Here is a 22,936-nt window from a genome sequence, read left to right as displayed (position 1 = left end):
GGGCGGGGACGGCGAGACGGGGCGGCCGTTACGGCCGCCCCGTCTCGTGTTCGTCCGGGTGGGTGCCCGCTCAGGTGGTCACCCGAGCGGGCCGCCCGTCACTTGCCCTCTTCGGCGTCGTCGGCGCCTCCGTTGCCGGCCAGTTCGACCGGCGGCACGTCCGGGACCTCGATCGGCTTCTCCGACCCGCTGAACGTCAGGTGGGAGTTCTCGATGTCCTCCGGGTCGCCCTCGCAGTCCACCACGACGATCTGCCCGGCCACCAACTCGTTGAACAGGATCTTCTCCGAGAGGGTGTCCTCGATCTCGCGCTGGATCGTGCGCCGCAGCGGACGCGCGCCCAGTACCGGGTCGTAGCCCTTGTGGCCGAGGAACTCCTTGGCCGCCTGGGTGATCTCCAGACCCATGTCCCGGTTCTTCAGCTGTTCCTCGATCCGCGCGATCATCAGGTCGACGATCTTGATGATCTCGTTCTCCGACAGCTTCGGGAACACGATGGTGTCGTCGATGCGGTTGAGGAATTCGGGCCGGAAGTGCTGCTTGAGCTCGTCCTGCACCTTCAGCTTCATCCGCTCGTAGCCGTCCTCGTCGCCCTGGTCGGCCTGGAAGCCCAGCGACACCGCCTTGGCGACGTCCTTGGTTCCGAGGTTCGTCGTCAGGATGATGACGGTGTTCTTGAAGTCGACGATCCGGCCCTGCCCGTCGGTGAGGCGTCCGTCCTCCAGGATCTGGAGGAGCGTGTTGAACACCTCGGCGTGCGCCTTCTCGATCTCGTCGAACAGCACGACCGAGAACGGCTTGCGCCGCACCTTCTCGGTGAGCTGCCCGCCCTCGTCGTAGCCGACGTATCCCGGAGGCGCACCGACCAGCCGCGACACGGTGTAGCGGTCGTGGAACTCGCTCATGTCGAGCTGGATGAGAGCGTCCTCGGAACCGAACAGGAACTCCGCGAGCGCCTTCGACAGCTCGCTCTTACCGACGCCGGACGGACCGGCGAAGATGAACGAACCGGCGGGACGCTTCGGGTCCTTCAGGCCGGCGCGGGTACGGCGGATGGCCTGCGACACGGCCTTGACCGCGTCGTTCTGCCCGATGATCCGCTTGTGGAGCTCGTCCTCCATGCGCAGCAGGCGGGAGGTCTCCTCCTCGGTCAGCTTGTAGACGGGGATGCCCGTCCAGTTCGCCAACACTTCGGCGATCATCTCGTCGTCGACCTCCGTGACGGTGTCGAGGTCGCCGGCCTTCCACTCCTTCTCGCGCTTCTCACGCTGGTCTTGCAGCTGCTTCTCGTTGTCGCGAAGCTGCGCGGCGCGCTCGAAGTCCTGGGCGTCGATGGCCGACTCCTTGTCCCGGCGGGCCTGGGCGATCCGGTCGTCGAACTCGCGCAGGTCCGGCGGGGCCGTCATCCGGCGGATCCGCATCCGGGCGCCCGCCTCGTCGATGAGGTCGATCGCCTTGTCCGGCAGGAACCGGTCGGAGATGTAACGGTCGGCCAGGGTGGCCGCCGCCACCAGGGCGCCGTCGGTGATGGAGACCCGGTGGTGGGCCTCGTAGCGGTCCCGCAGGCCCTTGAGGATCTCGATGGTGTGCGCCAGCGAGGGCTCGGCCACCTGGATCGGCTGGAACCGCCGCTCCAGGGCGGCGTCCTTCTCGAGGTGCTTGCGGTACTCGTCGAGGGTCGTGGCGCCGATGGTCTGGAGCTCACCGCGGGCCAGCATCGGCTTGAGGATGCTGGCGGCGTCGATGGCGCCCTCCGCGGCGCCCGCACCCACCAGGGTGTGGATCTCGTCGATGAACAGGATGATGTCGCCGCGGGTGCGGATCTCCTTGAGGACCTTCTTGAGGCGTTCCTCGAAGTCACCGCGGTACCGGGAACCGGCGACCAGGGCACCCAGGTCGAGGGTGTAGAGGTGCTTGTCCTTGAGGGTCTCGGGCACCGCGCCCTTGACGATGGCCTGGGCGAGGCCCTCCACCGCGGCGGTCTTGCCGACGCCGGGCTCGCCGATGAGCACCGGGTTGTTCTTGGTGCGCCGCGACAGCACCTGCATGACCCGCTCGATCTCCTTCTCCCGGCCGATGACCGGGTCGAGCTTGCCTTCGCGGGCGGCCTGGGTCAGGTTGCGGCCGAACTGGTCCAGGACGGGCGACGTCGACTGCGACTGCTCGCTGCCCACGCCGGTGCCGGCGGTGGCGCCGGCGGGCTCCTTGCCCTGGTATCCCGACAGCAACTGCAACACCTGCTGGCGGACCCGGTTCAAGTCGGCACCCAGCTTGATCAACACCTGGGCGGCGACACCCTCGCCCTCCCGGATCAGGCCGAGCAGGATGTGCTCGGTCCCGATGTAGTTGTGACCGAGCTGGAGGGCTTCACGCAGGCTCAGTTCGAGAACCTTCTTGGCGCGCGGCGTGAACGGGATGTGTCCGCTGGGTGCCTGCTGGCCCTGTCCAATGATCTCCTCGACCTGCTGTCGCACCCCTTCCAGCGAGATGCCGAGGCTTTCCAGGGCCTTGGCGGCGACCCCCTCGCCCTCGTGGATCAGGCCGAGCAGGATGTGCTCGGTGCCGATGTAGTTGTGGTTGAGCATCCGGGCCTCTTCCTGGGCCAGGACAACCACTCGTCTCGCACGGTCGGTGAACCGTTCAAACATGTGCTCGTGCTCCTTGCGTCCGCCCCGTGATGGGCCTGCGCCGACAGATGCGACTACTTAACAATGAGTCCACCCTATCGCTGATGTGGGACCGCAACGGTGTACCCGCCAATGGCATTCCCAGGTGATGGCGTTGTACGCCCTGGGCGAACAACCCGACCGGGCGGGAACCGACCGTGACGCCCGCGGGCGGCCTCTTTATTCGCCACCTGCGGCTACGAGACCGCTGACACACTGAACGCGAGGGAGCCCGGGGCCTCCCTCGCGTTCGGTGTGTCGCGGCGCGCGGGCCGCTCCGGTGTGCGACCAGGTCACTTACCGGCGCTGGCGTTGTACTCGTCGACGATGCTCTGCGCGATGCGGCCGCGGTCGGAAATCTTCTTGCCCACCCGAGCCGCCCATTCGCGGATGGCCTTGTTCTGTTCACGGTCGATCGGGGCACGCGATTTGGGCGGGGTGTTAGTCGTTCCGGCTTTCGCACTCACGGAATAGCGTCCCAGCTTACGAGCCACGTTGACGTAATCGGCCAGCGCTTCCCGCAAGGTGCCGGCATGTTCATGGGACAGGTCGATCTCGTAGGCGAATCCATCCAGGCCGAACTTGACGGTTTCTTCCGCCTGACCACCATCGAGGTCGTCAACGAGGATTACCTGAACTCTTTGTGCCACCGCAAGACCTCCTGGTCGTCAATTATGTGCCATACGCATCGATACTTTATCCCAACGAATTCGAAAAGCGCACCGCCCCGGGTGGCGAATGTCGCCACCCGGGGCGGGCGCGCTTTTAGGCGATAATCCGGGACCGGATCAGACTTCGGGTTTAACGAGTGGGAACAGGATGGTCTCCCGGATTCCCAAGCCCGTCAACGCCATCAGGAGCCGGTCGATGCCCATGCCCATTCCGCCGGCCGGTGGCATGCCGTACTCCATGGCCCGCAGGAAGTCCTCGTCGAGCGGCATGGCCTCGTCGTCACCCCTGGACGCCAACGCGGCCTGCTGTACGAATCGTTCGCGCTGGACAACGGGGTCGTTGAGCTCCGAGTAGCCGGTGCCGAGCTCGACGCCGCGCACGTAGAGGTCCCACTTCTCGGTCAGGCCGGGCGCCTCGCGGTGCGCGGCCGTCAACGGGGAGGTCTCCTCCGGATAGTCGAACACAAAGGTCGGTTCAATGAGCGAATCCACGACCAGATGCTCGAATAGTTCTTCGGCCAGTTTGCCCGGACCCCATACCGGATCAACACCGAGATCGGTCTTTTCCGCATACGAAACCAGTGTCTCGTAAGGGGTGTCGATTGTCACGGTCTCGCCCAGCGCCTCCGATATCGCGTCGAACAGGGTCACGCGGCGCCACTGCCCGCCCAGATCCAGTTCCACGCCGTCGACGTGACGCACCAATGTGGAACCGAACGTACGGGTGGCGGCCCCCTGCACCAGCGAGGTGATAAGCGAGGCCATCGTCTGGTAATCCCCGAACGCCTCGTATGCCTCCAGCATCGCGAATTCGGGTGAATGTGAGGAGTCGGCCCCCTCATTCCGGAAATTCCGGTTGATTTCAAAGACCTTTTCGATACCGCCGACCAGGCACCGCTTCAAGTACAGTTCGGGGGCGATCCGCAAGTACAGATCGAGGTCGAACGCATTCGAATGCGTCACGAACGGCCGGGCGGTCGCGCCACCGTGCAGCACCTGCAGCATCGGCGTCTCCACCTCGATGTAGTCCGCGTCGTGCAGGATGTCCCGCAGCGCGCGCGTCACCGTGGAGCGCTGCCTGGCGTTGCGCCTGGCCTCCGGCCGCATGATCAGGTCGACGTAGCGCTGCCGTACCCGGGTCTCCTCCCCGAGCGGCTTGTGCGCGACGGGCAGCGGCCGCAGCGCCTTGGCGGCCATCGTCCACGAGTCGGCCATCACGGACAGCTCGCCACGCCGCGACGACACCACCTCACCGGTCACGGCGACCGTGTCGCCGATGTCGACCAGGCGCTTCCAGTCCGCCAACGCCTGCTCCCCGACCTTCGCCAGCGACAACATGAGCTGCAGCTCGGTGCCGTCGCCCTCCCTGACGGTCGCGAAGCACAGCTTGCCGGTGTTCCGGACGAACATGACCCTGCCCGCGACCGTGACGGTCTCACCGGTGGACTCACCGGCCCCCAGGTCGCCGTAGGTCGCGCGGAGCCGGGCGAGCGTGACCGAACGCTTGACGCCCAGCGGGTACGGCTTGCCGCCTTCGCCGAGGAGTGCGGCCCGCTTGTCGCGCCGCACCTTCATCTGCTCGGGAAGGTCGTCCTCGAGGGCCGGTGTGCTGGGATTCTCGGTCACGTACCGCTCATTTCGGTCTCGGGGCCGCTCCCGGCGACACCGACCGGTCGGTCGGCCGACGGTGTGGCGGGACGCGGCGTTTCGTACTGGGCTGATTGCCGTTGACAAGCCTAAACGCCGCCGGGAACGGCACGCCAACGGGATTTCGGGTACGGCGGGTCCGCCGGCCGCCCGCCACCGGAGGGCGGCGGCGGGCGGCGGGTCAGTCGACGGCCCGCATCCGGTACACGTGCGTCACGTACGGCATGTGGAACGCCTCCCGGCCTGCCAGGTCGGGATGGTCGGCCAACAGCTCGGCCACGCCCGCCATGATCTGCCGCTGCCGTTCGTCGGTCGCGGTGAGGTAGTAGGAACGGGACTTCACCAACCGGATCAGGCTCTCCGGTGTCAACGGCTTCTCGTGCCGGAACACCCGCAGCTCCGGGTCCCGGAAGTAGGGCGCGAAGTAGCCGGGCTGCCCGGCCACCGACGCGGTGAGCTCGGCGGCGGACTGCCCGACGTTCTCCGACAGCCGCCGCACCCAGTCCACCGACTCGTCGCGGACGTTCCAGATGGGGATGAACACGCCGCCCGGCCGCAGGACCCGGCGGATCTCCGGCAGGGCGGCCTCGGGGTCGAACCAGTGGTACGCCTGTCCGGCGGTGACGGCGTCGGCCGACCCGTCCGGCAGTGGAAGCCGCTCGGCACTGCCCAGGTGGTGCCCGGTGAGCCCCTCGGTCACGGCGACGAGCTTGTCGAGCATCTTGCGGTCGGGTTCGACGACGGTCACCCGGTGACCCGCCTGGATGAGCCCGCGGGTCAGCAGTCCGGTGCCGGCGCCGATGTCCACCAAGTCGAGTGGCCGGTCGCCGAAGGCCCAGCCGAGCGCCTCCGGCGGGTAGCTCGGACGTGCCGAGTTGTAGAGGTCCGCGGCCTGCCCGAACGACAACGCGTGCACTTCCGTCTCGTTGGGGTCGACCGGATTTCGAGGTTTCGGGGAGTCGTAGGTCACTCGGATAAGGTACTGATCCCGATTTCCCGGGCGGGCGGTTCGGCGCCACGCACGGCCCGGGTGTCCGTCCACGGCCCGGACGCGACGAGCCCACCCGATCTCGTTCGGGTGGGCTCGCGGTTCGCGTGGAACCGTCAAGGTGTGCCGGGTACCTCGGGCGAGTGTGGTTCCGCCACGCACGTCTGTGCCGCCGCGACGGCCGGGTGCGCCGGGGTGTCGGCCCGCGCCGCACCTCTCACCACGGTCTCCATGTCGTTCAGGACTCCAACTGGGTCGCGGCGCGCATACCCAGTTGGAACCGGGTCTGCACGCCGAAGGAGTCCATGAGCGACCTCACCCGCCGCTGCACCGTCCGGCGGGACAGGTCCAGCCGGCGGCCGATGGCCTGGTCGGACAGTCCGGTGGCGAGCAGCCGCAGCAACTCGAGTTGGTCGGCGGGGAGGCGGGGCGGCTCGGGTGGCCGGGTGAACGGGTGGGATCCGTTGAGCCGCAGGGTGTCTGGCGCTCGCAAGTGTGAAGGCATGGGGGTAGGACCTCGCTTTCATACCGTGACGTTCGAAAGATCGTCAACCTTCCGCGCCGAGGGGGTGGCGCGGCGGAGGTGCCATCGCGATCGGCACGAGACACCTGACGGCCTTTTCTGGCAAGCTCTTGCCACTATTCACGCGCGAACCGGGCGGCCAGTTGCGTCAAACGGTGCTTTCCCGGAACGAAAACGCGGAATACCCCACAACCCGGTCATCGCCGCCGAAGGTGTCACCGGAGTTCCTCAGGTCCAGCTCCGTCGTGACCAGGCCGTGCCGGGCCGCCCACGCGACCGTCCCGCGCAGCGCCCACCTGCCGCACGCGTCCCGGTCGCCGATCAGGTCGTGCCGGCCCGCCAGGATCGCGTTCGCGGTGGCACGGTCCCGTGCCTCCGCGGTCGGTCTGTCGAGGTAGTGCGACAGGTCGGTGCTGCACAGCAGCACGGCGTCGGCGGTCATGGCCGCGTCGACGAGGTCCGCGACCGCCTCCGGTTTCGACACGCCGACGGCCACCGGCGTCACCGGTACGCCGGGAAGGCACACCTGCAGGAACGGCAACTGCACCTCCAGCGAGTGCTCCCGGGCGTGTGGTGCCTCGTGCGCGGGGGCCGCGTCGGTGCCGCGGACCTCCACCACCCCCAGCGGCGTCCGCCACCCGGTGGCGGGGGACGCCGCGAAACCCCGCAACGGCACGAAGTGCGAGGGGCCGATCAGGACGACGTGTCCGATCCGGGCCGCGTCGCGCCGCAACCGGGCGTACACCTTCGCGGCGATCGCCCCCGAGAACCGGTGACCGGCGTGCGGGACGACGTATCCGCGCGCGGGCGGCTCCGACTCCGGCAAGGCGACCTCGGCGAGCCGCGCCTCGACGGAGTTGCGCAGGATGTGCGGACCCGACTGGTAGAACCGGCCCGCGACAGCGGGCTCCCTGACCGAGGTCACCGTTCACCCTTCGACGTGTTCTCGGCCGCCGGTCGGCGCCGGTCGTGTGGGCCGGGGCGGGAGGCCGGGGGTGCCAACCGGATCGGCCGGCGGCGGGCGCCCCAGTCACCGGCGGGACCGTCGAACACGCCGGGCAGCCGGTGCCCGCAGGCGGCGCACTCGCCCGTGTCGCCGAGCCGGTAGTCATTCAGGACGTACCGGTCGCGCACCACCACCGCCTCGCCGCAGCCGGGACAGTAGGTGGTCTGGCCCTCCGGGTCGTGGATGTTGCCGGTGTAGACGAACCGCAGCCCGTGGTCGCGTGCGATGCGGCGGGCACGGTGCAGCGTCTCCGGCGGCGTCGGTGGGACGTCGCGCATCTTGAAGTCGGGGTGGAACGCCGAGAAGTGCAACGGCACGTCGGTGCCGAGCCGGGCGGCGATCCACGCGCACTGCCGGGTCAGCTCCTCGTCGGAGTCGTTGTGGCCGGGGATGAGAAGTGTCGTGATCTCCAGCCACACCGAGGTCTCGTGGCGCAGGTATTCCAGGGTCTCCAGCACCGTCGCCAGCTTCGCGAACGCGATCTTCTCGTAGAACGACTCGGTGAACGCCTTCAGGTCGATGTTGGCGGCGTCGATGTGCCGGTAGAACTCCTCGCGCGGCTTCGGGTTCATGAAACCGGCGCTGACCGCCACGGAACGGATGCCGCGCGCCGCGCAGGCTTGGGCGATGTCGGCGGCGTACTCGAAGAACACCGTCGGGTCGTTGTAGGTGAACGCGATGGAGCGGCAGCCCAGCCGTTCCGCGACCGCCGCGAGCGCGTCCGGTGACGCCGCGCCGGACAGGGTGTCGATCTCCCGGGACTTCGAGATGTCCCAGTTCTGGCAGAACCGGCAACCGAGGTTGCACCCGGCGGTGCCGAACGACAGCACGGGTGTGCCGGGCAGGAAGTGGTGGAGGGGTTTCTTCTCGACGGGGTCGACGCAGAACCCGCTGGAACGGCCGTAGGACGCCAGCACGACCTGGTCGCCGACGCGGCCCCGGACGAAGCACAGGCCGCGTTGCCCCTCCCGCAACCGGCAGGCGCGGGGACAGACGTCGCACTGGATCCGCCCGTCCGGCAGGCTGTGCCAGTGGTCGGTGCCGACCGTGTACGGGTCGGACTCACTCAACGGGGCCGGGCCTGAGGAAGGCATCCGTTTCACCGCCTTCGGTCTCCTGGACCGAGCTTAGCGGCCCACTCCACCCCCGGCCGTCCCGTCACGCCCCCGTCTCCGGCATTCCGCCACGTCGAGCCGCGAAGGTGGGGAATCGGCTGCTCGGACGGGATGCCGTGGCGGTTCTGGCCAGAAATGACGCCGGAGGTGTGAACCACGCCGTCGAACCGGATGTCAGGATTGTTGCCGTGATGGCTCAACCACCTGGATCCGACGGCGGCAACCCCTCGGCGCCGGCCGCGACGTCACGGCCGGCCGAGGCCCCGGCGTCGCCGGCGTGGCCCGACCGGCTGCTGGACCGGTTCTGGCCGGTCACCGGTGAACGCTGGCGGCCCTACGGGGGGCCGCGCTCCTGGTGGCCGGACGTACTGATGCTGCTGACCGTGGCGGCGTTGTCGGCGCTGCTGGTCTGGCCGTCGCCACTGGTGGAACTGGACATCCTGGTGCGCGACTGGTCGCTGTCGCACCAGCCCGAGTGGGCGCGGTTCACCGCCGACATGCTGCGTTACGTCGGCCAGGGCACTCCACTGGCGGTGATCGCGCTCGGGTTGGCGGCGATCACGGCGTGGCGGTACCGCACGATCCGGCCGCTGCTGCTGCACGTCGCGGTGTGGTTCACGTCGTCGCTGGTGATAAAGATCGGCAAGGACTTGACGGACCGGGTCGCGCCCCGCTACCCCGGGGCCGAACTGCCGCCGCCGTACGTGGACGCGAACGGCTCGGTGCTGTTCACGCCACTGGAACCGTCGGCGTCCTACCCCTCGGGGCACGCCGCCAACACCGCGGTCTGGTTCGCCTTCATCGTGCTGCTGCTCGGCGCGCAACTCACACACCGGCAGCGCATGATCCTCTACGTCGCGCCGCCGGTGATCCTGTTGCTGAGCCAGACCTACCTCGGCTACCACTGGCTGACCGACACCCCGGCCGGATACCTGCTGGGAATGGTGGTGATCCGGTGTCTGCAACGGCTGCCGTGGGCGACGCTGCCACTGGGGCCACTGAACCGCTTCGACCCCGGTCCGGCACGGTGAGGGCCGCGCCGCCGGTCAGTCGGTGGCGGTGCGCCAGCCACGCCGCCGGTCGCGGGCCCGCCGCAACCGGTTGACCAGCGCCGGTGAGTGCTCCAGCGCCGCCGGTTCGTCGAGCAGCCGGGCGAGCGCCTGGTAGTAACCGGTCTCGGTCATGCCGAGTTCGTCGCGCAACGCCTGCTCCTTGGCGCCGGCGTCACGCCAGAACCGGGCCTCGAACGCGAGGATCTCCCGCTGCCGCGAGGTGAGGGGGGTGTGAGGGGGGCGGTTCAACTCGGCTCCACCAGTGGCACCAGGTCGGCGACGGAGTCGGCGATCCGGTTGGGCTGGAACGGGAACCGGTTCACCTGGTCGGCCTTCGTCACCCCGGTCAGCACCAGGATCGTCTCCAGGCCCGCCTCCATGCCCGACACGATGTCGGTGTCCATCCGGTCGCCGATCATGGCGGTGGTCTCGCTGTGCCCGTTGACCCGGTTGAGCGCCGACCGCATCATCAACGGGTTCGGCTTCCCGACGAAGTACGGTTCCACCCCGGTCGCCTTGGTGATGAGGGCCGCGACCGCGCCGCAGGCGGGCTGGATGCCCTCCGGGGACGGCCCGGTGGCGTCGGGGTTGGTGGCGATGAACCGTGCCCCGGCGTCGACCAGCCGGATCGCGCGCGTGATCGCGCCCAGGCTGTACGAGCGGGTCTCGCCCAGGATCACGTAGTCGGGGGCGATGTCGGTCAGGACGTAGTCGATCTCGTGGAGCGCCGTCGTCAGGCCGGCCTCACCGATCACGTACGCCGTCCCCTCCGGGCGCTGCACCGACAGGAAGTCCGCGGTGGCCATGGCGGAGGTGTAGATCGCCTCGACGGGGACGTGCAGGCCGGCGGCGCGGAGCCGGACGTGCAGGTCTCGGGGCGTGTAGATCGAGTTGTTCGTCAACACCAGGAAACGCCGGTTCGACGACTTCAGGGCGTCGAGGAACTTGTCGGCACCCGGCACCGGTACGCCCTCGTGGACCAGGACGCCGTCCATGTCGGTCAGCCAGCATTCGATCGGTCCGCGCGTGCTCATGCCGCAAGTGTGCCATCCGGGTGCGACGTCCGGGGGCCTGGTCGCGGTCCCGTCCGGTCCCGGGTGGCCTGGTCACGTCGCGCGTCCCCGGACCGGCACGGCGCACGCGGTGACGGTCGCCGGGTGTGTGGGCCATGCGGGCTCCCCTCCCTGGTCAGGCCCCCGTGATCCGGGAGTTCTAAGCTGTCGGGCGTGATGGACGTGGTCGTGGTCGTCGCGCTGGTGGCCGCCTGCGGCGCGCTCGCGGGCGGGCTCGGTTACTGGGCGATCAAGGTAGGGAGAAACAGGTGACCGAGACCGGCGACGGCGAGATCCCCGCGGACTTCAGCCGCACGTTCACCCCCATCGACCCCTATCCGTTCGAGGACAGCCACAACCTGCGGCACGGACCGGACCTGCACCCGCAGATGCTTCCGCTGCTGCCGTTGATCGGGGTGTGGCGGGGCCGGGGGCAGGGTGGCTACCCGGACATGGAGGACTTCGCGTACGGCCAGGAGGTGCGGATCTCGCACGACGGGCGGCCGTTCCTGTTCTACGACTCGCGTACCTGGCTCGTCGACGAGTCCGACGCGCCGATCCGGCCCGCCGCCCGTGAATGCGGCTGGTTCCGGGTCGTCGGAGGTGACGGCAAACGCCACGAGGTCGAGCTGGAGTTGAGCCACCCCACCGGGATCATGGAGCTCTACTACGGGCACGTCGACGGGACCACCGTCGAACTCGCGACCGACGCGGTGATCCGCAGCCCCGCCGCCAAGGAGGTCACCGCGGGGAAGCGGCTGTACGGGATCGTGGAGGGGGCGTTGATGTACGCCGCCGAGATGGCCGCGATGGGGCACCCGATGACGCCGCACCTGTCGGCGCGGTTGGCGAGGATCGAGGGCTGACCCGGAAGGCGGTTCGCCCGTTCCGGTCCGGTCCCCTCACATGGGGCGGGCCGGGCGCCAGGCGGTGGGTGTGAACCGCGATGACGCCCGGCCCTCGGGTTGGGCGGTGAAAGCCGGTGCTCCGATGCGGCGGAATCATCGGATCCACCTGTTTCAACGAGGCATTGTGTGGCCGGTTACGTCGTTTCCGGGACCTCGTGAATTTTTTCCGTCCCGGGAATCTTTCCCGGGATCGTGAACGGCGGCTCGATCAGATGTGAACGGATCGGCTGTTCCGGCGAGATCCAGGAGGCGTCCTCCGGCCCGTCCGGTTCGGCCTTCCACAGCCGCCCGACCTTCGGGATCGCCACCGGATACACGGTGACACCCGAGGCGGTCACCCGCAGCCGCACGAAGCACTTGGCGTCGTCGATGCACTGCCCGGCGAACAACTCGTTCTCGTTGACGCCGAAACCGCCCGCCACCAACAGGTACGCGGCCACCAGCATGGTCGCCGCCAGGCCCGCCACCGGTACGTAACCCAGGTGCGCGAGCCAACCCGACAACTCCAGCGCCGACCACGCCAGACTGCCCGCCACCACCAGGGCCAGGTGCGCGACGCCGTGCGTCAGTCCGGCGATCCAGTGCCGGGCGGTGCGCCCGCCCGCCGACGGGTTCGCGAACATGACCGTGGCGCCGACCGTCGCCGCCGCCGCGGCGACCGCGGTGCCCGGCGACCCGACGAACGCCATGAGCCCCAACAGGTGTATGAGTCCCAACAGGATCACGAAACTCGGGTTCCGGCGGGGCAGGCGCCAGAACACCCCGGTGGCGAAGCTCCACGACCGTTTCCGCTCCGGGTAGGTGGCGCCGCGTTCGTAGGTGCGCACCGGGGAACCGTGCCTGACCATCGAGTCGTGCGGCGGTGCCTCCAGGATCTCGGGCAGCGTGTGGGTCGCCGACAGGTAGGCGCCGCCGCCGCCGGCGGTGACCAGGTGGCGCGGCCCGCCGATCTCCTGGTAGTGCGCGTAGTGGTGGCGATCGCCGGTGAGGATGAGCGGCACCTTGCCGCCCTTGGGTTTGATGAACATCCGGATGAAGTAGTCGATCCGGTCGTACGCGCGAGGATCCGCCTCGGTCCACACCCAGGACGGACGCGGCACGCACAGGATCACCGGGTCTCCCGGTTCCATCTCGGCCAGCGCCTCGGTGAAGTACTGCAACTGTGGACCGTCGAGGTAGGCGTCGAACTGGGCGTCGATCCCGATCAGCCACCAGCGGTGCGGCAGCCGGACCGCCCAGTAGCTGCGGCGTTGCCGGGTGGTGCGGCCGCCGATGTCGCGTTCGGCGCAGAACACCCGCAGGAACGACGTCAGCCCGTCGAACCAGTCGTGGTTGCCCGAGACGGCGTACAGCCAGCCGCCGCCGGCGGGCAGCGCGGCCTGGTACGGCCCCTTGCAACGGTTCTCGTAGTCACGCCAGTTCGCCGCCGGATACACCTGGTCGCCGCCCATGACGAGGATGTCGCCGCGCGGCAGGCCGGTCTCGGGCCCCGGAGTCGGCCGGGTGGTGAGGCCGTGCCGTTCCGGGGGACCCGAGGGTCGGAGTTCGGGTTGGCTCGCCAGGTAGGCCACCGAGTAGGTGGCGTCGAACCCGTCGCCGATGTCGGCGACGTAGTCGAGCCACAGTTCGTCGCCGTCGGAGTGGTCGAAGACCCCCTGCGGCGACAACGCCTGCAACTCGCGTTTGTCCAGATAGGCACCCAGCAGCCGGGCGAGGGCGAGCCGGGCCGCCGTCGATGTCAGAACCCTCGTGGACAGCCAGCGGACCGCCGGCTGTCGTTGGAAGTGCAACTGTTCGGGCGAAAGATCCGTTGGGCGCTCTGCCATCTAACAACAGTGCATGATCGCAAAAGGATTGCACCAGACCCGGCCACCCGATCTTGTCGAAATCGTGATGAAACGGCCACGGAACGTGGCTTCACTCCGGTTTCGCCTGCGCGGGCACGGTTCCACGTGCGGGTGCCAGCCGCCGGGGAAGCGCCTCGGCGAGTGCCGCCGCCAGTGCCTCGACGTCGACGTCACCGGGCAGCTCCCGCGCGACGTCCTCGGCGATGCGGGGAGCCGCCGCCGCGAGCGCGTCCAGCAGTTCCCCACGGTGGTCGGCCGGGTCGCTTCCGGAGCGGCGCAACTGCTCCCCGATCATCTCGCGGGTGGCCGACGGGTCCTTGCCCTCCAGCTTGGCCAGGATCGCGGCCTGCGCGGCGAGGATCTCCTTGGTGTTGTTGTACGCCGCGATCGAGTTGTTGCACGCCGAGTCGAGCCGGGTGGCGAGCCGCCAGTCCTCGGCGTCGGAATAGGTGGCCTGCTTCGGTTTGCGCCAGGTGTAGTCAACGACCGCCTTGGCGATCTCCTTGGCGGTGGGCATGTCGTCGTCTCCTTCGTATCCGTCGGGCGTCCAGCCCTTGAGCAGCCCGCGATCGGTGGTGGTGTCGTTGCGGTAGATCGCGACGTGGGTCCAGCTGTCGTGACCGGAACCCTGGTATTCGACGCCGTCGCGGCCCCAACCGGAACCGTCCGACCAGTACCGGACCCGTTTCCCGTCGTAGGAGCCGATCACCTCGCCGATCCCCTTGATGCGGTCGGCGCGGATCTCGGCGATCAGCCACCGCAGCCACCGGCGCGACGCGGGCCAGTCCATGCCGATGTCGATGGCGCAGGCCGCGCCGTCGTCGGCGACCGGCTGGTTCGCGCCCTGCAGGCTGTAGTCGTCGGACGGCAGGTCGGCCGCCGCCAGGTGATAACCGAAACTGTGGGCGGCGTCGCCCACGATGCCGAGGAAGCGGGCCTTCACCACCGACAGCCGCTTCTTCTCGATCACCAACGCCGGAGCCTCGTGAGCCATGCGGCACCTCCGCGATATGCCTGTGTGGGCAATGGTGGACATATTGGTCAACGCCGTCAAGGGCACGTGGAAACGGTCATGCGGGACAACGCGGAAATATGGCACGTCTGGCGGAGTAATCCGGTGGCGTCCACCGCCGCGGTCACGCAGACTGCGGGAATGCGTCGGCTCCTGCGCGACCAGTTGGCGATCCCCTGGCGACTGGCCACCGAACACGTCCTGCCCGGCCTTACGGAGGACATGCTGCACCGGCCGCCTTCACCGCGGGCGGTGGGGGTGCGGCCGGTCGAGGGCCGATGGCGCGCCGAACTGCCCGACGAGACCGCCGTGCCGCCGCCGGAGCCGACCGCGGCCTGGCTGCTGTGGCACGTCGAGTGGTGGTGGGGCGCGGCCCTGGCGTCCGTCCGGGGCGGACCGGCCTCGCCGCCCGACGCGCAGGAGTGGTCGGGCGACCTCGCGACGTCGGTCGGGGAACTCCACCGCATGCACGACGAGTGGGACGCGGTGCTGCGCGACGCCGATCTGGCACGGCCCTGCACGGGCGGCATCCTGCCCGACTGGCCGCTGTCGCGGGTCGCCGCCTGGTTGAACGTCGAGCTGACGAAGAACGTCGCGGAACTGGGGGTCCTGGGACGCCGGTTCGCCGGCGAGGATCATCCCATGTAGACGATGCGGATCACCGAGACCGTTGTGAGTCTAGTGTGGACGGCGTATTCGAGGACCCCGCCCCGGCCGAACGTCGCCGAGTGCTCCGCGGCCGCCTCCGCCGGGGCACCGCCCAGGAAGGGGTCGGACGCCAACCGTTCCACCAGGTCGTCCAGCGCGCGCCGGGCGGGACCGGGCAGGTCGTCACGGGTGCGGGCGGCGGATCCGGTGAAGCGAACGGCGAACCTCACCACGGCGGCTCCCGGTCACACCGACGGCGAGGCGTCGTGGTGACGCAGTTCGGTGTGGGCCCAGTACTTCGTGATCAGGCCCTCCAACGGCACCAGGTCGAAGGTGTACCGCGCGACGTCGCAGGCCTCACCCCACTCGCGGTCGAAGTCGGCGCGGTCGGCCTCGGAGATCTGCGCGTACACGGCCGGGCCGTTGCGTTCGGCGGCGGCGTGGAACCTGCCGTAGGTCGCCGAACGCGCCGAGGACAACGTCCTCGCCTGCTGTTCGGCGAGCTGCGCGGTGCGGCGGTCGCCTCCCGAGACCAACCACCACGACCGTTCCAGCGCCTTGGCGTGGTCCAGGTCGTACGACCGGCGGACGGCGGCCAGTACCGCGCGCCACTCGTCGTCGAACCGGGCGCGGGCCACCGCGTCCAACCGGTCCCGCACCCGTTCGGCGGTGACCAGTTCCTGGGCCGTCTCGGGTGTGAGCGCGTCGGCGGTCTTGTGCCGGGTGAACCACATGGTTCAAGGCTAGTCAGCCGGCGACCCGTCCGTCGCACATCGTGTCCGGCGGCGGGTCGCCCGAATCCGATTGCGGGCGCCGGGGGGGTTGCGGCAGCATGACCGGGTGACTCTCAAGATGCACTCCGACCAGGTGGACGTGGACGTCGTGACGGTGGCGTCCCTGGTGGCGGACGCGCTGCCCGGGTCGCGCGGTGCCGAGATCCGGCCGGTGCCCTCACACGGCACGGTCAACGCGCTGTTCCGCGTCGGGGACGATCTGGTGGCGCGGTTCCCGTTGCAGCCGGACGCGAGTGCGGAGTTCCGAGCGGAGCTGTCGGAGCGGATCGCCCTGGCCCACCGCCTGGCGGAACGGCTGCCGCTGGCGATCCCGGAGCCGGTCGCGGTGGGGGAACCCGGTCCGGGGTATCCGGGACTGTGGACGGTCCACCGGTGGCTTCCCGGCGCCACCGCCGACACCGTGCCGTTCCGTGATCCGGTCGCGGCCGCACACCGGTTGGCGGAGTTCGTGTCGGCGTTGCGCGCGGTGGGCAACGACGGTCGGGGCTGGCCCGGCGTCGGCAGGGGCGGGCCGCTGGCCGACCACGACGCGGCGGTCACCGACGCGCTGGCCCGCAGCGGGCATCTGATCGACACGGCACCGATCGAACGGTTGTGGCGGCGGTGTGTGGCGGCACCGGCGTACTCGGGGACGCCGGCACGGATCCACGCCGACCTCATGCCCGGCAACCTGTTGGTGCGGGACGGTGAGCTGGTGGGGGTGTTGGACTTCGAGATCGCCGGGATCGGCGACCCGGCCGTGGACATGCTGGCCGCGTGGACGGTGTGGTCGGGGGAGGCGCGGAAGGCGTACCGGCACGGTCTGGCCGCCGACGACGAGGAGTGGCTGCGGGGCCGGGGATGGGCCGTACTGCAGGCGATCATGGCGTTGCCGTACTACGTCGAGACCAATCCGATGATGGCGCGCATCGCCCGGCGGACCCTGGAGGCGTTGCGGGACTGACCCGCGATCACTCCGGTATACGGAACGTCATGACACGACACCACTTGATCACATCGATAGTTGCTGATATATATCAGTTAACTTACTGACTTGAAAGTGAAAGTGAGTGGTCAGATGTCCCGAATACGTGCCCTCACGGCGACACTGGCGGTCGCCGTCGTCGGCGTGATCGCCTTCCTGCTCCCCGGATCCACCGCCCAGGCCGCCCAGTCCTGCGACACCCCGTGGAACTCCGCGACCGTCTACTGGGGAGGCGACACCGCCTCCCACAACGGACGCAACTACACCGCGCAGTGGTGGACCCAGAACGAGGCACCCGGCACCGCCTCCGTGTGGACCGACAACGGCCCCTGCGACGGCGGCGGCAACCCGCCCTCCGACGACTGCGACCACCCGTCCTGGGTGGCGGGCACCTGGTACCCCGCCGGCAGCATCGTCCGCTACAGCGACGGCAACCTCTACATCGCCGAACACGACAATCCCGGATACGACCCCGTCATATCCACCTGGTACTGGAACCCGTACCAGTGCGACGGCGGCGGAGACCCGGACCCGTCCGGCTTCGTCGTCACCGAATCCCAGTTCCAGCAGATGTTCCCCAACCGGAACCCGTTCTACACCTACAGTGGACTCGTCACCGCGGCGCAGTCCTTCCCGGCGTTCGCCGCCGGCGGCACCACCGTCGCCAAGCAGGAGGCCGCGGCCTTCCTGGCCAACGTCTCCCACGAGACCGGCGGACTCGTCCACATCGTCGAACAGAACCAGGCAAACTACCCGCACTATTGCGACACCACCCAGCCCTACGGCTGCCCCGCAGGAAACGACGCCTACTACGGCCGCGGGCCGATCCAGTTGAGCTGGAACTTCAACTACAACGCCGCGGGCAACGCCCTCGGACTGCCGCTGCTGACCAACCCCTGGCTCGTCGAGCAGGACTCGGCGGTGGCGTGGAAGACCGCCATCTGGTACTGGATGACCCAGAGCGGCCCCGGCTCCATGACCGCGCACAACGCCATGGTCGGCGGCCACGGATTCGGTGAGACCATCCGGGCCATCAACGGCGCACTCGAATGCGACGGCGGCAACCCCGGACAGGTCCAGAGCCGCGTCACCAAGTACCAGTCCTTCACGAGCCTGCTGGGCGTCGCCCCCGGCGGCAACCTCTACTGCTGAACCCGGCACCCGGGCGGCCCGACCACGGCCGCCCGGGTCCACTCCGTCACCGGACGTCTTGTGCCGGTTGGGTAACGTGCGGTCATGACCGAGCCCACACCCCGGCTTCGCCTGCACACCGGAATCGCCGTACTCCACGGCGTCCTACTGGTCGCGCTGTTCCTGCCCTGGTACGTCAACGAAGCCGACGACATCCGGGAACGCCACACCGGGGCCGGCCTGTTGTTCGCCGGGGAACTGTTCACCGGTCTCACCGAGTCCGCCGTCGTCGACTCCGGCTGCGTCGCCGCCTGGCTGACCGTGCTGTGCCTCGTGTCCTCCGTCGCGCTCACCGCGATGCGGACCCACACCGTCGCCCGCGGCGTCACCATGACCGTCCTCGCCGGGATCACGGCCGGCGGCCTGGTCCTGCTGTGGAATCAGATCACCGACCCGATCCGGTTCGTCGGCAACCCCGAGACCGGCGAGGGCACGTCCCTCGCGATCCTGGCCGTCTGCCTACTCGGCGGGGCCTGGCTGATCGAGGCGGTGAGCGCGGAACGCCGCCGCACGCGCGACCGGGGACGGAACGACTTCGGCTCGCTGACCCGCTGAACCGGCCCCACCGAAGACCGCTCCCAGAACGCACGGCGGCCCACCCGGGTTGAGGACCCGGTGGGGAAGGCGCGACCGCACGCACGTGTTCGGGGGCCGCCACTCCTCCTCCCCATGGCGTCGAGCCTACGCCGATGGACGGGGCCGCACCAGCCGCGGACGGGGAGGGGTGTGGACAACTCCGGATTGTGGAGAACCCATTATGGACCGTCGTGTCGGTGCCCCGACGCGGCGGCCCGGGGCGACGGCCGCGCCGCGCGTCCGCCTCGCACGACGACCACCCACCGGTGCACAGGACACCGGTGCGGTCTCGGCGCAGTCCACCCGCCGGCGACCGCGACGCCCGGCCTTCGGTCGCACCGACCGGCCGCACCGACCGACGCCCGCCCACACCGCCACCCCATCCGCCGACACCGGCCACTTCACCACCACCGTTCCCCCTCGGCGAGACGCCACGGTCACTGACGACGGCCCCGCCGCGCGCTTCGACATTGCGTCGTAGAGGATCGAACCCGTGGTAGACACAGCGAAACCCTCCACCGACGCCCCGGTGTCCGCGCCCGCGCGACGCGGCGTCAACCCCGTGGTGCCCGCGCTCGCCGTGGCCGCGGCAGTCGGCGTCGCGGTGTGGGTGCTGAACCTCGGCGGTGGCGTCATCACCGAGCCCGTACTCGGGCTGCCGCCACGCGACACCACCGTCACCTGGCTCGTCCCCATGCTGAAACTCGCCGGGCAACTACTGTCCGCCGGTGTCGTCGGCTGCCTGGCCGCCGCCGCGTTCTTCGTCGACGGCGAGGACGGCCGCATCCGGTCGACCGCGTGGCGGTGGTTGAAGACCGGCGGCTGGCTCGCCGTGCTGTGGGCGGTCGTGGCACTCGTGCAGGCACCCGCCACGCTCGCCGACGTGTTCGCCTCCGGGATGGAGACGGCGACCCCCGAAGCCGTGTGGAGCTACCTGTCCGACACCGAGGACGGTTTCGCGCTCGCGCTGACCGCGGTCCTGGCGCTGGTGGCGGGAGTGGTGGCGCTCAACACGCTGACCGTCAACTCCGCCGCCTGGGCGACCGTGATCGCGATCGCCGCGGCACTGCCTCAGGTCTTCACCGGCCACTCCGCGTCCTCGGGCAACCACCAGATCGCGGTGGACTCGATGATCCTGCACGTCCTGGGCGCACTGCTGTGGACGGGCGGCCTGCTGGCGCTCCTGTTGGCGCGCCGCACCGCCGCGCCCGCCGTCCGCCGGTACAGCCGGGTCGCGTTGGTCGCGTTCGTGCTCGTGGGGGCCTCCGGGGTCGTCAACGCCGCCACCCGGCTCACCGGCCTCGGCGACCTGCTGGGCACCCCCTACGGCCGGGAGGTGCTGGCGAAGTCCGCCGCCCTGGTCGTCCTGGGCGGGTTCGGCCTGTGGCACCGCCGCGCCACGATCCCCCGTGTCGACGCGGGTGAGACCCGGGCGTTCCGGCGCCTGGCCGCGGTCGAGCTCGTCGTCATGGGCGCCACCTTCGGTCTCGCGGTGGCGTTGTCCCGCACACCGTTCCCGGTTCCCGAGGCCGACGAGACCGCCGCGCAGTCGCTGCTGGGTTTCCCGATGCCCGGGCCGCTCACCGTGCGCAGCCTCCTCCTCGACTGGTATCCGCAGGTGTTGATCTGCACCGCCGCCGTCGCCGGGATCGGCCTGTACCTGCTGGGAGTGCGGCGGCTGGTCGCACGCGGCGACCGCTGGCCGGTGACCCGTGTCCTGGTGTGGATCGGCGGTTGGGGCCTCGCGGTGTTCGTGACCTCCTCGGGCATGGGCCGGTACAGCATGGTCATGTTCAGCGTCCACATGGTGCAGCACATGACGCTGAACATGCTGATCCCGATCATGCTGGTACTGGGCGCCCCCCTGACACTGGCGTTGCGGGCGCTGCGGCCCGCCAGGCCGCGCGGCCCCCGCGAGTGGCTGCTGGCGATCCTGCACTCCCGGTTCGTCCGGTTCGTGTCGCATCCGTTGATCGCGTTGGCGCTGTACATATTCAGCCTCTACCTGATGTACTTCACGTCGCTGTTCGAATGGGCGATGCGGTCCCACGCCGGGCACATGCTGATGGTGGGGCACTTCCTGGCGGCGGGCGGTCTGTTCTTCTGGGTGATCATCGGACCCGACCCGGCGCCCCGGCGGCCCCCGTACCCGGCGCGGGTCCTGATGTTCTTCATCGCCGTGGTGTTCCACACCATCTTCGGACTCACGATCATGCAGTCCACGGAGGTGATCGCCGCCGACTGGTTCCAGGCGCTCGGCCGCGACTGGGGCGCCTCGTCGCTGGAGGACCAGCGGACCGGCGGCGGCATCGCGTGGGCGTTCGGCGAGATACCCAGCGTCGTCGTACTGGCCGCGCTCGTGTGGCAGTGGTCCCGCAGCGAGGAACGCGAGGGCAGGCGGCTGGACCGGCTCGCGGCACGCGCCGCCGAGACCGGCCGTCCCGAGGACGACCCGCACGAGCGGTACAACGCGTACCTGGCGAAGCTGGCCGAGGCCGACCGGAAGGCGGGCCTGCGGGAGTGAACCCGGACGTCCCGGCACATTCCGGGCACGCTCCCGGTGTCGGCGGGCACCCCCGGCGATGAATACGTGGTGAAGCCCGTCTCGGCGCGGCATTCAGTGATCTCCGGCGCGTTACGCTTGCCAGCGGCCGGCACGACGAGGTGCCGTCGTCCACAGTGTTCAAGGAGTTCGCCATGATCAGCGTGTTCGATCTGTTCAAGATCGGGATCGGGCCGTCCAGCTCCCACACCGTCGGACCCATGCGGGCCGCCCGCACCTTCGTCGAGGGACTCAAGGCCGACGGGATGCTCTCCGGCGTCACCGCCATCCGCGCCGAGCTGTTCGGCTCGCTCGGCGCCACCGGCCACGGGCACGGCTCCGGCCCCGCGGTACTCCTCGGCCTGGAGGGCGAGGACCCCGAGACCGTCGACACCCGCGGCGTCACCGACCGCGTCGACGCGATCCACCGCACCGGCCGCCTCAACCTCCTCGGCGTCCACCACATCGACTTCCACCCGGACACCGACCTCACCCTCCACCGCCGCCGCAGCCTGCCCTTCCACCCCAACGGAATGGTGTTCGCCGCCCGCGACGCCAACGGCGCCGAGATCCGGGAACGCACCTACTACTCGGTCGGCGGCGGCTTCGTCGTGGACGAGTCGGCGGCGGCCGGCGACTCCCCCATCAAGGCCGACGACACCCGGGTCACCCACCCGTTCACCACCGGCGCGGAACTGCTCGACATCACCGAACGCACCGGTTCGTCGATCAGCCAGGTCATGCTCGCCAACGAACTCGCCTGGCGTTCCAAGTCCGACGTCCGGGAAGGCCTGCTGCGGATCTGGCAGGTCATGCGCGACTGCGTGCACGCCGGATGCCACACCGAGGGACGACTGCCCGGCGGACTCAAGGTGCCGCGACGCGCCTCCGAGCTGTACCGCCGCCTCCGCGACGAGCACCAGGCCGAGAGCGACCTCGGCCGCCAGGCCACCAGCGACCCGCTGCAGGTGATGGACTGGGTGACGCTGTTCGCGTTGGCGGTGAACGAGGAGAACGCCGCCGGGGGCCGGGTCGTGACCGCGCCCACCAACGGCGCCGCCGGCATCGTGCCCGCCGTCCTGCACTACTACTGGCGGTACGTGCCCGGCGCCGGACCGGACGGGGTGGTCCGGTTCCTGTTGACCGCCGCCGCCATCGGCGTGCTGTTCAAGGAGAACGCCTCGATCTCCGGTGCCGAGGTCGGCTGCCAGGGCGAGGTCGGGTCGGCCTGCTCGATGGCCGCCGCCGGGCTCACCGAGGTACTCGGCGGGACCCCCGCGCAGGTCGAGAACGCCGCCGAGATCGCCATGGAACACAACCTCGGTCTCACCTGCGACCCCGTCGGCGGGCTCGTCCAGATCCCGTGCATCGAACGCAACGCGGTCGCCTCCATCAAGGCCATCACCGCCGCCAGGTTGGCGATGCGCGGCGACGGCAGGCACACCGTCAGCCTCGACAAGGTCATCAAGACCATGCGGGAGACCGGCGCCGACATGAAGGTCAAGTACAAGGAGACGTCACGGGGCGGCCTCGCCGTCAACGTCATCGAATGCTGACCCGGCCGGAGTGACGGGGCTCCCGCCCGCACGGGTGACTGCGACCCGTACGCGGCTCTGCGTTACCGTCATGGCGAACACCTGACACCCTGCGCAGCGAAGCCGGTGCGAATCCGGCGCTGTCCCGCAACTGTGATGCCCCCGCACGGGGGCTGAGCCAGGCCGCCTGCCCCGGTGT

22 protein-coding genes and 1 riboswitch are annotated in these 22,936 nt (G+C 69.6%); of the genes, 9 read left to right on the top strand and 13 right to left on the bottom strand.

Annotated features, from left to right (window positions below; genetic code table 11):
• Positions 1 to 98: 98 nt before the first annotated feature.
• From LX16_RS12520 to amrS, 7 genes are all read right to left on the bottom strand, one after another.
• Positions 99 to 2,648: an ATP-dependent Clp protease ATP-binding subunit gene (locus LX16_RS12520; protein ID WP_147138408.1), complete on the bottom strand. Its 2,550-nt coding sequence runs from the start codon at positions 2,646 to 2,648 to the stop codon at positions 99 to 101.
• Between the two features lie 311 nt (positions 2,649 to 2,959).
• On the bottom strand, positions 2,960 to 3,316 hold the full coding sequence (locus LX16_RS12515; protein WP_147138406.1) for a histone-like nucleoid-structuring protein Lsr2: 357 nt from the start codon (positions 3,314 to 3,316) through the stop codon (positions 2,960 to 2,962).
• 138 nt (positions 3,317 to 3,454) lie between these two features.
• Positions 3,455 to 4,963, bottom strand: a complete 1,509-nt coding sequence (lysS, locus tag LX16_RS12510) for a lysine--tRNA ligase (RefSeq protein ID WP_211354482.1) — start codon at positions 4,961 to 4,963, stop codon at positions 3,455 to 3,457.
• Between the two features lie 202 nt (positions 4,964 to 5,165).
• Positions 5,166 to 5,954: a class I SAM-dependent methyltransferase gene (locus tag LX16_RS12505; protein ID WP_211354481.1), complete on the bottom strand. Its 789-nt coding sequence runs from the start codon at positions 5,952 to 5,954 to the stop codon at positions 5,166 to 5,168.
• Between the two features lie 256 nt (positions 5,955 to 6,210).
• Positions 6,211 to 6,465, bottom strand: a complete 255-nt coding sequence (locus tag LX16_RS12500; RefSeq protein WP_211354480.1) for a helix-turn-helix domain-containing protein — start codon at positions 6,463 to 6,465, stop codon at positions 6,211 to 6,213.
• Positions 6,466 to 6,643: 178 nt separating this feature from the next.
• Positions 6,644 to 7,420 carry an AmmeMemoRadiSam system protein B gene (gene amrB / locus LX16_RS12495; RefSeq protein WP_147138403.1) on the bottom strand — a complete coding sequence of 259 codons (777 nt, stop codon included), beginning with the start codon at positions 7,418 to 7,420 and terminating at the stop codon, positions 6,644 to 6,646.
• Positions 7,417 to 8,595 (bottom strand): AmmeMemoRadiSam system radical SAM enzyme, encoded by a 1,179-nt coding sequence (gene amrS, locus LX16_RS12490; RefSeq protein WP_147138401.1) that lies wholly within the window; start codon positions 8,593 to 8,595, stop codon positions 7,417 to 7,419. Before amrS ends, amrB begins: the two co-directional genes overlap by 4 nt.
• Before the next feature lie 212 nt (positions 8,596 to 8,807).
• On the opposite strand from amrS, the gene LX16_RS12485 reads away from it, so the two are divergent.
• The gene (locus LX16_RS12485) at positions 8,808 to 9,647 is read left to right on the top strand and encodes a phosphatase PAP2 family protein (protein ID WP_147138399.1); all 840 of its coding nucleotides are present in this window, start codon (positions 8,808 to 8,810) and stop codon (positions 9,645 to 9,647) included.
• Positions 9,648 to 9,662: 15 nt separating this feature from the next.
• Here LX16_RS12485 and LX16_RS12480 read toward each other — a convergent pair whose 3' ends face one another.
• Positions 9,663 to 9,917, bottom strand: a complete 255-nt coding sequence (locus tag LX16_RS12480) for a DUF3263 domain-containing protein (RefSeq protein ID WP_147138397.1) — start codon at positions 9,915 to 9,917, stop codon at positions 9,663 to 9,665.
• Positions 9,914 to 10,702, bottom strand: coding sequence for an HAD-IIA family hydrolase (locus tag LX16_RS12475; RefSeq protein ID WP_147138395.1), 789 nt, complete (start codon positions 10,700 to 10,702; stop codon positions 9,914 to 9,916). The genes LX16_RS12480 and LX16_RS12475 overlap by 4 nt, the downstream gene beginning before the upstream one ends.
• Before the next feature lie 195 nt (positions 10,703 to 10,897).
• Between LX16_RS12475 and LX16_RS28240 the strand changes: the two genes are divergently transcribed.
• A complete protein-coding gene (locus tag LX16_RS28240; RefSeq protein ID WP_425304431.1) occupies positions 10,898 to 10,993 on the top strand; it encodes a small membrane protein MtfM in 96 nt (31 codons plus the stop codon).
• On the top strand, positions 10,990 to 11,586 hold the full coding sequence (locus LX16_RS12470; protein ID WP_211354479.1) for a heme-binding beta-barrel domain-containing protein: 597 nt from the start codon (positions 10,990 to 10,992) through the stop codon (positions 11,584 to 11,586). The genes LX16_RS28240 and LX16_RS12470 overlap by 4 nt, the downstream gene beginning before the upstream one ends.
• 176 nt (positions 11,587 to 11,762) lie before the next feature.
• Here LX16_RS12470 and LX16_RS12465 read toward each other — a convergent pair whose 3' ends face one another.
• Both LX16_RS12465 and LX16_RS26590 read right to left on the bottom strand, forming a co-directional pair.
• Positions 11,763 to 13,454, bottom strand: a complete 1,692-nt coding sequence (locus LX16_RS12465) for a metallophosphoesterase family protein (RefSeq protein ID WP_147138392.1) — start codon at positions 13,452 to 13,454, stop codon at positions 11,763 to 11,765.
• 91 nt (positions 13,455 to 13,545) lie between these two features.
• Positions 13,546 to 14,469: a hypothetical protein gene (locus LX16_RS26590; RefSeq protein ID WP_158645575.1), complete on the bottom strand. Its 924-nt coding sequence runs from the start codon at positions 14,467 to 14,469 to the stop codon at positions 13,546 to 13,548.
• A 78-nt stretch (positions 14,470 to 14,547) separates the two neighbouring features.
• On the opposite strand from LX16_RS26590, the gene LX16_RS26585 reads away from it, so the two are divergent.
• The gene (locus tag LX16_RS26585; RefSeq protein WP_158645574.1) at positions 14,548 to 15,135 is read left to right on the top strand and encodes a DinB family protein; all 588 of its coding nucleotides are present in this window, start codon (positions 14,548 to 14,550) and stop codon (positions 15,133 to 15,135) included.
• Here LX16_RS26585 and LX16_RS12455 read toward each other — a convergent pair.
• Complete coding sequence (locus LX16_RS12455) at positions 15,123 to 15,365, bottom strand: hypothetical protein (protein WP_147138390.1); 243 nt, start codon at positions 15,363 to 15,365, stop codon at positions 15,123 to 15,125. The two genes, LX16_RS26585 and LX16_RS12455, sit on opposite strands and share 13 nt — an antisense overlap.
• A gap of 15 nt (positions 15,366 to 15,380) precedes the next feature.
• Positions 15,381 to 15,869, bottom strand: coding sequence for a DUF6247 family protein (locus LX16_RS12450; RefSeq protein ID WP_147138388.1), 489 nt, complete (start codon positions 15,867 to 15,869; stop codon positions 15,381 to 15,383).
• Positions 15,870 to 15,975: 106 nt separating this feature from the next.
• On the opposite strand from LX16_RS12450, the gene LX16_RS12445 reads away from it, so the two are divergent.
• The 5 genes from LX16_RS12445 (at position 15,976) to LX16_RS12425 (ending at position 22,758) form a co-directional block, all read left to right on the top strand.
• Positions 15,976 to 16,872 carry an aminoglycoside phosphotransferase family protein gene (locus LX16_RS12445; protein WP_244615813.1) on the top strand — a complete coding sequence of 299 codons (897 nt, stop codon included), beginning with the start codon at positions 15,976 to 15,978 and terminating at the stop codon, positions 16,870 to 16,872.
• 114 nt (positions 16,873 to 16,986) lie between these two features.
• Complete coding sequence (locus LX16_RS12440) at positions 16,987 to 18,045, top strand: glycoside hydrolase family 19 protein (RefSeq protein ID WP_147138386.1); 1,059 nt, start codon at positions 16,987 to 16,989, stop codon at positions 18,043 to 18,045.
• Positions 18,046 to 18,129: 84 nt separating this feature from the next.
• Complete coding sequence (locus tag LX16_RS12435; protein WP_147138384.1) at positions 18,130 to 18,639, top strand: hypothetical protein; 510 nt, start codon at positions 18,130 to 18,132, stop codon at positions 18,637 to 18,639.
• 514 nt (positions 18,640 to 19,153) lie between these two features.
• Positions 19,154 to 21,184 (top strand): bifunctional copper resistance protein CopD/cytochrome c oxidase assembly protein, encoded by a 2,031-nt coding sequence (locus LX16_RS12430; RefSeq protein WP_147138381.1) that lies wholly within the window; start codon positions 19,154 to 19,156, stop codon positions 21,182 to 21,184.
• A 173-nt stretch (positions 21,185 to 21,357) separates the two neighbouring features.
• Entirely contained in the window at positions 21,358 to 22,758 is a 1,401-nt protein-coding gene (locus LX16_RS12425) for an L-serine ammonia-lyase (RefSeq protein WP_147138380.1), read from the top strand.
• A gap of 101 nt (positions 22,759 to 22,859) precedes the next feature.
• A riboswitch (cobalamin riboswitch) is annotated at positions 22,860 to 22,920 on the top strand.
• The last annotated feature ends 16 nt before the right edge of the window (positions 22,921 to 22,936 follow it).

The organism is Stackebrandtia albiflava, assembly GCF_007994225.1.
Lineage (GTDB): Bacteria > Actinomycetota > Actinomycetes > Mycobacteriales > Micromonosporaceae > Stackebrandtia > Stackebrandtia albiflava.
Note: the sequence above shows the minus strand (reverse complement) of the source record. Positions and strands in the feature narration are given on the sequence as shown.